Below are 12,780 nucleotides of genomic sequence, written 5' to 3' on the forward strand. Positions count from 1 at the left end.
CTGGACTACCAAGATCAACCTCTTGCATGATCATGAGCGGGGCCCTGCGTCGAACTCCGTGGGTTGGTAGCGAAGGAGCAGGTGACATGAAACCAATCCGATGCGAGCCGGAGAGTCCCGACGAGGTGAGGGGATGAACTTTCCATCACAGTCGGAGGAAGAGGCGCTGCACGAGCGCCTCTTGAACGGTGACAGGCTCGCCTCCGAGGAGGTCGCCAGAGCCTTCGTGGACCCCATCTTCTCGATGTTGGGGGGCAACAGGATGACGGGGCTCGAGCGTGACGAGGCCTACGACGCCGTCATCGACGTCATCCTCAAGTATGTGCAGGACCCGAAGCGGTTCATTCCCAGCAAGGGGCGCCTGCGCAGCTACCTCACCGAGGCCGCCAGGAAGAAGCTGACGGACCATCGCCGCTCCCGCGAGGCCCGGGAGCGACGGGAGCAGAAATTCGGGGTCGCTGTCGAAGTCGGGGCGAGGTCTCCGAAAGAGGTCATGGAGACATCCGCGGAGGCTCGCGAGATCATGGAGCGACTCGAAAAGAACCCGCTCCCGGTGAGGGACCAGGCCCTGCTCGGGCTCTACCTCGAGGGAGAGGGGTCCACCCGTGTCGCGAGCGAGGCCATGGGGCTGCCCCCGATGATGGAGGCGGAGCGCCAGGACGCGGTGAAGAAGCACCGGGACCGCCTCCTGAAAACCCTGGCGCGACTCGGCAAGGAGTGGACCGATGACGACTCCTGAATGGCTGGCACGGGCGGCCCGGCGGAGTCAGTCCGAGCCCGGAATGATGGGACACGTCTTCGAGCGATACCGCCAGCTCGAAAGCCGCTCCGAGGAGGCGCTCGCGGCGGAGCTGGGCTGCACACAGGACACGCTCCACTGGATGTCATTGTGCCGCCGTCCCGAGGACCCGCACTTCGAGGAGCATGCAACCGCCATCGCCACGCGCTTCCAGGTGGAGATGCTGCCCCTGGTCCAGGTGCTTCGGCGGGTCCAGGTGATGGATTCCCCGGTCCACCGGATACCCGATGTGCCGGAGGACACACGGCCCGTGATCCAGGTGGCGGCGAGGGACCGCGCCAAGGACGAAGAGACGGGCTCATGACGGCACGCTGGCTGGAAAGAGCCGTGGCGGTGTTCGGCACGGGGACCCCACCCAGGTCCCCCAGGAGACTGGCCCTGGAAATCCAATTGCGGTTCCCCATCACCGTGGTGCCGATGCCGCAACCGAATCCCGACAGCATGAGTCAGTGGCTGCGACAGCGGGATTGGCCTCACCGTCCGGAGGACCTCCCCGATGAAGTGCATGGCTGCATGGTGTGGCACGCGGGCGATGGCGTGCTCTTCTTCAACAGCCAGGACGACGAGGCCGAGCAGCGCTTCACCCTGGCCCATGAAGCGTCGCACTTCGTGCTCGACCACCTGATGCCGCTCCAGCGGGCCGTGAAGGTGTTTGGCGAAGCCATCCTCGAGGTCTTCGACGGCGAGCGGGAGCCGACGCCCGAGGAAGAGCTGACGGCCCTGTTCGAGCGGATGCCCCTGACGTCACGCCCGAACCTCATCCGCCGCGGCGAATCCGGCTGCTACCCCAATGCAGAGGTGGCCGCGGCGGAGCGGCGCGCGGACCAGCTCGCGCTGGAGGTGCTGGCTCCGGCGGCGCTGGTTCGCCCCCTGCTGGCCGACGCCTCCGAGACGGAGGCCGTCGAGCGCGTGCGTTTCCGCTTCGGCCTGCCCACCCGGGTGGCCAGGGCCTATGTCTCCACGCTGCGCCGCCGCCTGCGCAAGCCTCGTTTCTCCAGCCAGAGCTTCTTTGGCTTGGACGGAGGGTGACCATGTCGGGAGGGGTTCCGCCAGAAGAAGTCGAAGAGGAGCTGTTCGGAGACGAGGAGTTCGAAGCGGCCTTCGGCGAGCAGCTGGCCGTCACGCTCGACCTCAACCAGTGGTCCACGGGGCTCGACCTGGACCAGGTGATGGCGCGCTTCCGCCGGGAGATTGCCAACGCGGTGACGAAGGAGGACCGGCTGCGAGGCCTCGTCCGCACCGAGCTGTTTCCGCGGCTCCCCGGGCGCAGCAACACCTTCCCCGAGGCCGGCGTCTACCATGTCACGCCCGAGGAGCTGAGCCTCATGCACGAGCGGTTGCTCTTCCAGGGCCGCGTCGACGCCGTGGCCAGCTCGTCCGTGTCTCACGACAGCATCCCCATCGGCATCTCCCAGATTGGGGTGGCCATCGTCGGCTATGGCGGCACGTCCGGCGCCTTCTCGCAGCGCCTCTACCGCAAGGAGGTGGCCCAGCGAAGCGGGGATGGCCTGCAGGAGGCGATGGACTACATCGCCATGCGGCAGAACCGCTTCAGGGACCGGCATGACGCGCAGTCCCGGCTGGCCCGCCGCGGCATCCGCGCCTACGCGGAGCGGGCCGCGCTGCTGGACAAGTCCTCGGCCGAGTGGCGCATCGGACTGAACAACCCCTGCGCCCACGAGCTGCTCACCGGCTCCGGCTACATGAGCCTCCTGCAGAAGTCACTTCGCCTGCTCGAGCGGCTCATCCACGAGCACAAGAAGTTCGTCTTCGTCTCCAACACGCTCCAGGACCGGGGCTTCCTCACCATGGGCTTCGCGCTCGACCCGGGCGAGTTCGTCCTGCTGGAGACGCTGGAGAACGATGGGAAGAGCCTCGTCGACGGCTGGCAGTACGGAGACAGGAGCAAGAGCCTGGCGCGGCACTTCGTGAGGCAGTCCTGCCCCTCCGTGGTGAAGGGGCTGTTCCGCGTGTCGGACCACTCCCCTCCCCGCATGTTCTATGCGCACCGGGAGCTCGTCCACGAGGCGGTCCGGGTGGCCATGGCCGACAGCGTGCTGCGGCAGGAGCGGGGCTTCCCCATGCTCCTCGACGTCGCGGAGATGTCCTGCCGCGCCGCCTTTGGCGAGGACGGCTTCCAGGGCCTCGTCCAGGACGCCTACGCCCACGCGGGCGCGAACTTCCAGTACTTCAGCGAGCGCGGGCTGCGCCGCTAACCGGGGGAGGTGCACGATGGTCGATGATGGCAAGGGACCGAGGCCGCCAGGGACGGAGGGGTTGAACGGCAGCAGGACGCCTCCGCTCCACGTGGTGAATGGCTCGCGCGGGGACGCGCAGCGCCCCATCAACGGCGTGCCCCGGCCTCCAGGGTCGCCGCAGGCCCCCACTGAGCGCCCGGGCCCCATGGCGGGCAACCGGCCCGTGACGCCTCCGGGGCCGGGCACGCCTCCCGCGGGCAATGGCCACCGGCCCGCCGGTGCGCCCCAGTCCAACGGCGCCAAGACGGTACCGCCCGTGGTGGCGCGCGGCACCCGCGAGGACGTCGTCCGCCCCAACCCGCCCGAGGCGCAGGCCGCAATCGACGCGCTGCGGAGCGAGGCGAAGGCGGCGCGCCAGCTCGACCCCGAGCTGGACAAGGCCGTGGGCTTCACGCACTTCGACACCCCGTCCAGCCACGACAACCTCATCACCATCCTGATGACGCGGGATGACCTGCACCTGCTCGCGTCGCAGACGCTGGTGCGGGTGAAGTCGCGCGAGGACGGCCGCGCGTACCTCGGCGTCGTCGTGCGCGGCCCCTTCGCGGAGCCCAACGCCGTCCCGGCCAATTCCACCATGGCCATTGGCGTGGTGACGCAGGGCAAGAAGCTCTCGTACACGTTCGACTACCACGGCCGCGCGGAGGTGGAATTGCTCGGCGAGGAGGTCGACGGCACGCTGAAGCCGCCCCGCTTCCGGCCGCAGCCGCAGAGCCCCGTCTTCGTCCTGGATGAACAGGAGAGCGAGCGCGTGCTCGGCGTGGGCGGAGACCTCTGCCTCGGCGTCGTGGTGGGCTACGAGAACATGGAGGCGCGCCTCCATGCCCGGGACAAGTCCATCCTCCCCCGCCACACCGGCATCATCGGGACGACGGGCGGCGGCAAGTCCACCACCGTCGCCACCCTCATCCACCGCGCCCAGGCGGCGGGCATCGCCACCATCGTCTTCGACGTGGAGGGTGAGTACACGCACGTGGACCAGCCCACGGACCACGCCGCCATGCTCGAGGCGCTCAAGCGCCGCGGTCAGAAGGCGCAGGGCGTGCGGGACTTGCACATCCACCACCTCACCGGCCGCGCCAGCCGCAGCCCGCGCCACCGGAACCTGCACCCCTTCGCGCTGAACTTCTCCAGCCTCTCGCCCTACGCACTGGCCGAAATCCTGGACATATCGGACGCGCAGCAGGAGCGGTTCCTCAAGGCGTACGACGTCACCAAGCTGCTGCTGGAAGACTTCGGCATCTTCCCGAAGACGGACGAGGAGCGGCAGCAGGCGCTCGACGTGGACGAGCTCACCACCGGCTACCCCGGGATGACCATCCAGCACGTGCTGGACGTCGTGAATGCCTACATCTACAGCCTCAGTGATGAAGGCAAGGAGGAGACCAAGAGCCGCTCGCGTTCAAAGAGCAAGCAGGCCTCCATCCTCGACGGGCTGGACCCCGACGAGCCGCAGGTGCCTGAAGTGCCTGCGAGAGGCCCTGTGTTCTACAGCGAGTTCCGGAACAAGCCCGGCATGGTGATGGGGCGGGTGATGCAGCAGAGCAGCCGGCTGGAGGTGAGCTGGAAGGCCCTGGCCAGCAAGCTCCACCGGCTGCGCCGCCTCAACATCTTCGACGTGGGCCGGGTGCCCGGCGTGGCCTACGGCTCCATGCTCACGCCAGGGCGCGTCTCCGTCATCGACCTGTCGGACACGGATTCACCCCAGCTCAACAACCTGGTCATCGCCGACATCCTCCGCGGGCTCCAGGAGACGCAGGAGGCGCACTACCAGAAGGCGAACGACAACGAGCAGGCCGTCACCCCCGTCCTCATCATCATCGAGGAGGCGCACGAGTTCCTCTCCGCCAACCGCATCTCCCAGATGCCGGTGCTCTTCGAGCAGGTGGCCCGCATCGCCAAGCGCGGTCGCAAGCGGTGGCTCGGGCTCGTCTTCGTGACGCAGTTGCCGCAGCACCTTCCCAACGAGGTGCTCGGCCTGCTCAACAACTTCATCATCCACAAAATCACCGACAGCACCGTCATCTCCCGGATGCAGCGCACCGTGGGAAACATCGACGAGGGGCTCTGGAACCGGGTGTCGCGGCTCGCGCCGGGACAGGCACTGGTCTCCTTCAGCAACTTCACCCGCCCGCTGATGGTGGCGGTGGACCCCGCCCCCGTGAAGCGCCTCCTCGTGGAGTAGCGGCGCGACGCGCATGGTCAACCGAAGGGTTGACCATCATGCGCCCCGGCCCTATCCTCAACCAAGTGGTTGAGCATCTCCCCCACGCAGTCCCCACGAGGTGAGGATGAAGGTCGCGCTGAGCAGTGTGCTGGTGGATGACCAGGCCAAGGCCGAGAAGTTCTACACGGAGGTCCTCGGCTTCGTGAAACACGTGGACATCCCCATCGGGGAGTTCCGGTGGCTGACCGTGGTCTCCCCCGAGGGCTCGGCGGACTTCCAGCTCGTCCTCGAGCCCAACGCCCACCCCGCGGCGAAGGTGTACCAGAAGGCCCTCTTCGACGACGGCATCCCCGCGACGGCCTTCCAGTCCTCGGACATCCACAAGGAGTACGAGAAGCTGACTCAGCGGGGCGTGGTGTTCCGGGGCAAGCCCACCCAGGCCGGCCCCGTCACCATCGTCCTGTTCGAGGACACCTGCGGCAACCTCATCCAGCTGTTCCAGACCTGAGCGCGGTGTCAGTCGCGTCCAGCACGAGGCCGGACTCCAGGCGGACCACCCGGTCCGCCAGCGAGAAGTACCGGTCGTCGTGCGAGATGACCACCAGCGCCTTGCCCGCCGCCTTCAGCTCGGGCAGCAGCTCCCGGTAGAATACGTCCTTGAACGTCGGGTCCTGGTCCGCCGCCCACTCGTCGAAGACGTAGATGGGCCGGTCCTCCAGGTAGGCCGTCAGCAGCGCCAGGCGCTTGCGCTGCCCCTGGGACAGCTCCGTGGTGGAGAGCAGGCCGTTCTCAATCTTCACCTTGCGGTCCAGGTTCAGCCGGCGCAGCAGCGCCCCCGCCCTCGCGAGCAGCTCCGGCGAGCCGAGCCCGAGGAACTGATTGAAGAGGTGGAAGTCCGAGAACACCGTCGTGAAGTGCTGCCGATACCGGTTGCGCTCCGCGTCGGTGGTGATGACCTGCCCGTCCATGCGGATTTCGCCGGACTCCGGGCGGTACAGGCCGGTGAGCAGCTTGGCCAGCGTCGTCTTCCCGCTGCCGTTGCCGCCCACCAGGAAGACGCACTCGCCCGGCACCAGCGACATGGAGATGGGGCCCAGCGTGAAGCGCGTGTCCTCGTTCTCGCGGTGGTAGGCGTGCGTGACGCCCACCAGCTCCAGGCGCTGGAAGGTGCGCGGCTCCTCCACCTCGGCGATGGCCTCCTCCGCTCCCTGCTGGGTGATGGACAGCCCCAGCTGCTCGATGTTCCCCGCCGCCACGCCCACGCGCAGCAGCGAGTGAACGAGGTTCATCACGCTGTCCAGCGGCTGCTGGAGGTACAGCACCACCAGCGTGTAGCCGACGAGCGTGCGATGGTCGACCCCGGCAAAGGAGGGGTAGGCGAACAGCAGCAGGCCGATGAGCGAGAACAGCAGCAGGAAGCCCCAGGCCTGGCCGTACGCCCCGAAGTCCGCGCTGCGGACGAACAGCGCGCGAATATCCGTCGCGGTGGGGTCCAGCGCATCATCCAGGAAGGCCACGCGGCGGCGGCGGTGGAGCTTCAGCTCCTTGATGCCGCCCGTGAGGGCGGCGAAGTGCGCGAAGAGCGTGTTCACCTTCTGCCTCGCGCGGAACATCAGCGCGCGCGCGCGGCGCTGGAGCATCGTGTACATGGCGAGGCCGAGCACCAGCACCAGCACCATCCCCATGAAGACGAACCCGGACAGCCACGCCAGGTAGACGAGGCAGCCGATGATGGTCGCCGAGTCGATGACCAGGGCGGGCAGCTGCACCAGGCCCTGGCTGACCGTGATGGCGTCCTCCTGGAGCGCGGACAGCAACTTGGGGTTGCCCACCACTTCCAGGTTGCGCAGCGGGGCGGAGAGGATGCGGCGGCTGAGCCGCATGCGCAGCTGGTACAGCGTGCCGCTGTTCAGCCGGACGAGCAGCATCTGCGTGGCGGTCCGGGACAGCATCGCCAGGAGCCCCACCCCCACGAAGGTGAGCACCATGCTCCGCTCCACCGGACCCTCCCCGGTGAGCACCTGGTTGATGAGCGCGATGAGGCGCGCACTGCTTGCGCCAGAGGTGATGCCGAGCACCACCGCGAGCAGGAAGAGCCCACGCGAGGCCCGCATCAGCAGGGAGATGACCTTCATTCCAGAAGCACCGAGAGGACCCGGAGCCAGGTCCAGGTGAGCAGCGAGGGGGGGCCACCATAGCGAGCGACCACACCACCCCTCAAGCCCTGGTCGGAATCCCCGACTTCCCTTCCTGCTCCCGAGGCAGGGGCTCCGGGCCGACAGGTCACCCAGGCCCGGCTGGCTGCTTCATCAGGGCTTCGCGTCGTCGGATGAGCCCGGCGGCGGAGCGTGCTGCCCCTCCCGCTTCTTGAAGCCCCACGAGGAGCTCCACATGCCCGGCCCCGTGAAGAGCACCGTGACGAGGGTCATCACCGCCGCACCGATGAGGATTTCCACCAGCATGTCCACACACTCCCCTGTGGCGATGACCCGCGTCGTGGCTCGCGAAAAGCCCGCTCATCCACCCGACGCCTGGACGCCCACCTTGCAGGCAACCTCCGGGCGGCCGCCCTCCGTCATGCCGCAACGCTTCCCCGAGCGCAACGCGCTCCTGGGAGGACGCCCTCCATTGAACCTAACGACTCCGCGAAGCGCGGGGCATGACGGTACCCGGCGCCCCTCGGCCGCGGTGCTAGGCTTCCCGCCCCCATGTCCCTCCTCCTTGCTGGCGAGCCCCTCGCGCCGGGCCGCCTCCCTCGCGCCTCCCTCCACCGCGCGGCCACGCTGCTGGGGCTCGTCCTCTCCCTGACGGGCTGCCAGGGACGGGAGCCGCCGCATACGGAAGACATCTGCCCCACCTCGGACTGCGAAACGCCCGGAGTCTCCGAGGACCCCCTGCGCATCGCCGCCTTCAACGTGCACCGCCTCTTCGACACGGTGTGCGACTCCGGCGCGTGCAACGCCGGCGACTACGAGGCCCTCCCCTCGCCCGACGCGTTCGCCTCCCAGGCCGACCGGCTCGCCCTGGGCATCACCCGGCTCGGCGCGGACGTGGTGCTGCTGGGCGAGGTGGAAACGCAGGCCTCGCTGGACGCGCTCAAGACGCGGCTCCCCGAGTTCGGCCATGCGGTGCTGGGAGAGATTCACACCCCCGCCTCCGTGGACGTGGCCGTCCTCTCCGCCTGGCCCATCCTGCTGACGCGCGGACACCGGGAGCGGGAAATCCCCCTTCCGAACGGCGCCGGCATGACGCGCTTCTCGCGCGAGCTGCTGGAGGTGCACCTGGACACTCCGGGCGGGCGGACGATTGTCTTCGCCGCGCACTTCCGCTCGAAGGTGAGCGATGACCCCGCGCGCCGGCTCGCCGAGGCGACGGCGGCCCACGCCATCGTCGTCGACACGGTGCGCGCGTTCCCCGACGCCCTCGTGGTGCTCGGCGGCGACCTCAACGACGTGCCCGGCTCGCCGCCGCTCGAAGCGCTGGAGGGTGACGGGGAGTTGCTCCGCGTCTCCAGCGACCGCCCGGACAGCGAGACGTGGACGTACGCGTACTTCGGAGACTACCAGGCCATCGACCACCTGTACCTCGCCCGCGGCGGGGGCGCGTACGTGCCCGGCTCGTTCAAGGCCGCGCGCGAGGCGCGGGGCGGCTATGGGGGCTCGGACCATGCCGCGGTGTACGCGGACTTCCTGACGGCACCCTGAAGCGCGGAGGCCGCGGCGCTCAGGCCGGGGCGGACACGGCCTGGATGTCCAGCTCGATGTCCACCTTCTCGCCCACGAGCCAGCCACCGTTGTCGAGCGTCTTGTTCCAGCGGATGCCGTAGTCCGCGCGGTTGATGGTGGCGCGCGCGGTGTAGATGAGCCGCGTGTTGCCCCAGGGGTCCTTGGACGTGGCGGTGTGGCGCGCCTCGAACACCACGGGGTGGCTCACGTTGCGGATGGACAGCTCCCCCAGCAGCCGGAAGCCGGAGCCGCCGGTGGGCTCCACCTTCGTGCTCCGGAAGGTGAGCTTCGGCGCGTTCTCCGCGTCCAGGAAGTCCGCCGAGCGCAGGTGCGTGTCCCGGTCCGCGGAGCCCGTGTAGATGCTGGCCGTGTCCGCGCTCACCTCCACCTCCCCCTGCATCGGCTGCTCGGGGTCCACCCTCAGCGTGCCGGTGATGCGCTCGAAGCGGCCATGCACGCGCGCCACCACCATGTGGCGGGCGACGAACAGGAGTGACGAGTGCGCGGGGTCGATGTTCCAGTTCATCACGGCGGGCATGGACGAAGGCTCGAAGAAGAGGGCGATGAGGCCGTTGCGGGTGGCCTCATCCTAGGAAGAATCCAGCACCCCGCCACTTGATAGCGCGCTGGAGATTGACGTTCCGATGACGCTTCACACAGCGTGACGCCGGCCTTCACGGATATCCGGGCTCACGAGACGTCGCACGCCTCCGCGGGGGCGCGCGGCAGGCGGTCCGAGAGCAGTGGAAGCTCCACGGTGAAGGTGGCGCCCCGACCCGGCTCGCTCACCACCCGGACGGTGCCTCCGTGCGCCACCACCACCTGCCGGGCAATCCACAGTCCCAGGCCGAAGCCGCCGTACTTGCGCGCGGACACCGCCCGCTCGAAGCGTCCGAAGATGCGCTCCGCGTCCTCCGCGGCGATGCCGATGCCATCGTCCTTCACGGTGATGCGCGCCAGCGGGCCGTCGCGCTCCACGCGCACCTCGATGGGGGTGCCCGCGCCGTACTTGATGGCGTTCTGCAGGAGGTTCGTCACGACCTGGTCCATGCGCAGCCGGTCGAAGCGACCCGTCAGCGGTGCCTCCAGGCGCAGCGTGAGCGAGGAGCCCGCGGCGTCCACCTCGTCGCGCAGCCGCGCCACCGCGTCCGCCACCAGCGCGCTCAAGTCTCCGTCGTCCAGGGTGAGCGACAGCCGCCCCGACGTGATTTGCGACACGTCCAGCAGGTTCTCCACCAGCGCGGACAGCCGGCTCACCTGCCGCCCCGCGGAGAGGATGCGGTCCCCCACGTGCGTGCGCGCCTCCGGGCTCAGGTTGCGCTCGATGAGCTCCAGCTGCAGCCGGAAGGCGGTGAGCGGCGTCTTCAGCTCGTGGCTGGCCACCGAGAGGAAGTCATCGCGCGCCCGGACGGCCTCGCGCAGGTGGGACTCCGTCACCTCGCGGCGGGTGACCTCGCCGCGCATCCGCGCCAGCTCCAGCGCCGAGCGCGTGCGCGCCACCAGCTCGCGCGCGGAGAAGGGCTTGACGAGGTAGTCGTCCGCGCCCGCCTCCAGCCCCTCCACGCTCGCCTCCTCGCCGGCACGCGCGGACAGCATGATGACCGGGAGCGAGCGCGTGCGCGGCTCCTCGCGCAGCGCCTTGAGCAGGCCGAAGCCGCCCAGCCGGGGCATCATCACGTCCGTCAGCACCAGGTCGAACGGCCCCTGCCGGGCAATGGCCTCCAGCGCCGCCTCGCCGTCCTCCGCGGTGACGACGTCGAACACCGTGCCGAGCACGCGCGAGAGGTACACCCGCATGTCCGCGTTGTCGTCCACCGCCAGGACGCGCCCGCGCCGCCCTTCGCCGGCCGTGCCCTCGGTGCGTGGCTCCGCGCGCGCGGCCGCGCCCTCGCCGCGGTCCGGCAGCCAGCGCAGGGACTCCTCCACGAAGGCCCCCGCGCCAATGGCCGTCGACGCCTGGGAGCGCGCGCCATGGACGCGCTCGGCGGGAAGGTGGGCGCTCCCCAGCGGCAGCGCCACCGTGAAGGTGGTGCCCTGGCCCTCGCGACTGTCCACGCGCACGTCGCCGCCGTGCAGCCGGGCCAGCTCGCGCACCAGGGACAGGCCAATGCCGCTGCCCTCGTGGGAGCGGCTGCGCGCGCCCTTCACGCGGAAGAAGCGGTCGAACAGGCGCGGCAGGTCCGCGGCGGGAATCCCGGTGCCCGTGTCCTCCACCGTCAGCAGCACCTGCCCGTCCGCCTCGCGCAGGCGCACGGCGATGCCTCCCTCGAAGGTGAACTTCAGCGCGTTGGACAGCAGGTTGAGGACGACCTTCTCCCAGAGCTCCCGGTCCACGTGGACGGGGCTGGCCAGGGGCGGGCAGTCCACCGTCAGCACCAGCCCCGCGCGCTCCACGGCCGAGCGGAAGCCGCTGGACAGGTCCGCGGTGAGTGTCGCCAGGTCCACGGGCTCGAAGCTCGCCTCCAGGCGGCCCGCCTCCAGGCGCGAGAAGTCCAGCAGCGTGTTGACCAGCCGGAGCAGCCGCAGGGCATTGCGGTGCACCAGCTCCAGCTCCCGGCGCTCCGACTCGCCCAGGCGCCGCGACGCGAGCAACTCCTCCACGGGGCCCAGCATCAGCGTGAGCGGCGTGCGGAACTCGTGCGAGACATTGCTGAAGAACGCCGTCTTCACCCGGTCCAGCTCCGCCAGCGCCTCGGCGCGCTTGCGCTCCTCCTCGTAGGCCCGCGCGTTGCGCAGCGCCACGGAGACCTGCCCCGCCACCAGCTCGAAGTACGCGCGTTGGTCCTCGTCGAGCGCGCGGTTGGGGCTCGCCCCGGCCACGAGGACGCCCAGCGGCGCGCCCTGCCCTTCCGAGGCCAGCGGCAGCACCAGCGCCGAGCGCACCGTGTCCCCCCACGGGCCGCCGGTGAGGGCGACGCGGCGCTCCACGTCGTCCACGCGCACCGTCTCGCCCGCGGCGGCCCGGGCGAGCGGCCAGGGTGCATCACCTTGCGCGAGGTCCACGGTGGCGGGACTGGCGTCGCCGCCCTCCGGAAGCCCGAAGGCGCCGTGGAGGTGGAGCCGCGAGCCGTCCGCCGAGCGCAGGTAGAGCAGCGCGAAGGGAACCTCCAGCGGGTGTCCGGCGATGGCCGTCGCCACGTCCGCGCACGTCTGCTCGAGGCCGCGAATGTCCCCCGTCCGCGCGGCGAGGTCCCTGAGCAGCCGCAGGCGCCGCTCCGCGATGACCTGCTGCGTGACTTCCGTGCACACCGCGAGCATGCCCACCACCGCGCCCGAGTCATCCTCCGCGGGGGCATGCGACACGTCGAAGTAGGACTCCTCGCGGTAGCCCGAGCGCTCCAGCAGGAGCAGCAGCGCCGGCAGCCAGCTGGCGACGCCCGTCTCCATCACCTGCCGGATGACGGGGCCCAGGATGTGCCAGGACTCCGCCAGCGTGACGCGGATGTCGATGCCGAGCGCCGCCGGGTGCTTGTCGCCGATGAGCCGCGAGTAGCCGTCGTTGTAGAACTGGGTGAGCTGGGGGCCCCACGTGAGAATCATGGGGAAGCGCGAGGCCAGCATCGTCTTGACGAGCACCTTGAGGCTGTGCGGCCACGTCTCCGGCGGCCCCACCGGCGTCGACGCCCAGTCCCGCACGCGGATGAGCTCGCGCAGCTCGCTGGGGCCCCCCAGGGCATCCAGCCACTCCTGCCGGGCGGGACGGGTTGCTCCGTCCTCGGGCTGGGGATTGTCGCGCCTGGGTTGCTCGGCCATCGTCCTTGGTCTCCTCGTGTGACTGCGCTGACCCCGACGCCCTGGCCCGGAGAGGACCAGGCATCCACGCGCTCACCC

11 protein-coding genes are annotated in these 12,780 nt (G+C 69.8%); 7 read left to right on the top strand and 4 right to left on the bottom strand.

Features of this window, described 5'->3' with window-relative positions; translation table 11 throughout:
• Window positions 1-133: 133 nt before the first annotated feature.
• The 6 genes from ACX9TP_RS29400 (at window position 134) to ACX9TP_RS29425 (ending at window position 5,732) form a co-directional block, all read left to right on the top strand.
• The gene (locus ACX9TP_RS29400; RefSeq protein WP_482973949.1) at window positions 134-739 is read left to right on the top strand and encodes an RNA polymerase sigma factor; all 606 of its coding nucleotides are present in this window, start codon (window positions 134-136) and stop codon (window positions 737-739) included.
• The gene (locus tag ACX9TP_RS29405; RefSeq protein ID WP_482973950.1) at window positions 726-1,103 is read left to right on the top strand and encodes a hypothetical protein; all 378 of its coding nucleotides are present in this window, start codon (window positions 726-728) and stop codon (window positions 1,101-1,103) included. The genes ACX9TP_RS29400 and ACX9TP_RS29405 overlap by 14 nt, the downstream gene beginning before the upstream one ends.
• A gap of 209 nt (window positions 1,104-1,312) precedes the next feature.
• Entirely contained in the window at window positions 1,313-1,828 is a 516-nt protein-coding gene (locus tag ACX9TP_RS29410; RefSeq protein ID WP_482973951.1) for an ImmA/IrrE family metallo-endopeptidase, read from the top strand.
• Between the two features lie 2 nt (window positions 1,829-1,830).
• Window positions 1,831-3,015 (top strand): hypothetical protein, encoded by a 1,185-nt coding sequence (locus tag ACX9TP_RS29415; RefSeq protein WP_482973952.1) that lies wholly within the window; start codon window positions 1,831-1,833, stop codon window positions 3,013-3,015.
• Window positions 3,016-3,202: 187 nt separating this feature from the next.
• Window positions 3,203-5,242 carry an ATP-binding protein gene (locus ACX9TP_RS29420; protein WP_482982238.1) on the top strand — a complete coding sequence of 680 codons (2,040 nt, stop codon included), beginning with the start codon at window positions 3,203-3,205 and terminating at the stop codon, window positions 5,240-5,242.
• A 106-nt stretch (window positions 5,243-5,348) separates the two neighbouring features.
• Entirely contained in the window at window positions 5,349-5,732 is a 384-nt protein-coding gene (locus ACX9TP_RS29425) for a VOC family protein (protein ID WP_482973953.1), read from the top strand.
• On the opposite strand, the gene ACX9TP_RS29430 is transcribed toward ACX9TP_RS29425, so the two are convergent.
• Complete coding sequence (locus tag ACX9TP_RS29430; protein ID WP_482973954.1) at window positions 5,710-7,359, bottom strand: cyclic peptide export ABC transporter; 1,650 nt, start codon at window positions 7,357-7,359, stop codon at window positions 5,710-5,712. The genes ACX9TP_RS29425 and ACX9TP_RS29430 overlap by 23 nt on opposite strands.
• A gap of 174 nt (window positions 7,360-7,533) precedes the next feature.
• Window positions 7,534-7,686 carry a hypothetical protein gene (locus ACX9TP_RS29435; protein ID WP_482973955.1) on the bottom strand — a complete coding sequence of 51 codons (153 nt, stop codon included), beginning with the start codon at window positions 7,684-7,686 and terminating at the stop codon, window positions 7,534-7,536.
• A gap of 246 nt (window positions 7,687-7,932) precedes the next feature.
• Between ACX9TP_RS29435 and ACX9TP_RS29440 the strand changes: the two genes are divergently transcribed.
• Entirely contained in the window at window positions 7,933-8,928 is a 996-nt protein-coding gene (locus ACX9TP_RS29440; RefSeq protein WP_482973956.1) for an endonuclease/exonuclease/phosphatase family protein, read from the top strand.
• A gap of 19 nt (window positions 8,929-8,947) precedes the next feature.
• Here ACX9TP_RS29440 and ACX9TP_RS29445 read toward each other — a convergent pair whose 3' ends face one another.
• Together ACX9TP_RS29445 and ACX9TP_RS29450 are read right to left on the bottom strand one after the other, a co-directional pair.
• The gene (locus tag ACX9TP_RS29445) at window positions 8,948-9,487 is read right to left on the bottom strand and encodes a YceI family protein (protein ID WP_482973957.1); all 540 of its coding nucleotides are present in this window, start codon (window positions 9,485-9,487) and stop codon (window positions 8,948-8,950) included.
• A gap of 152 nt (window positions 9,488-9,639) precedes the next feature.
• Window positions 9,640-12,702 (bottom strand): ATP-binding protein, encoded by a 3,063-nt coding sequence (locus ACX9TP_RS29450; protein ID WP_482973958.1) that lies wholly within the window; start codon window positions 12,700-12,702, stop codon window positions 9,640-9,642.
• Between the last annotated feature and the right edge of the window lie 78 nt (window positions 12,703-12,780).

The sequence above is a fragment of the Pyxidicoccus sp. M15 genome (assembly GCF_056858435.1).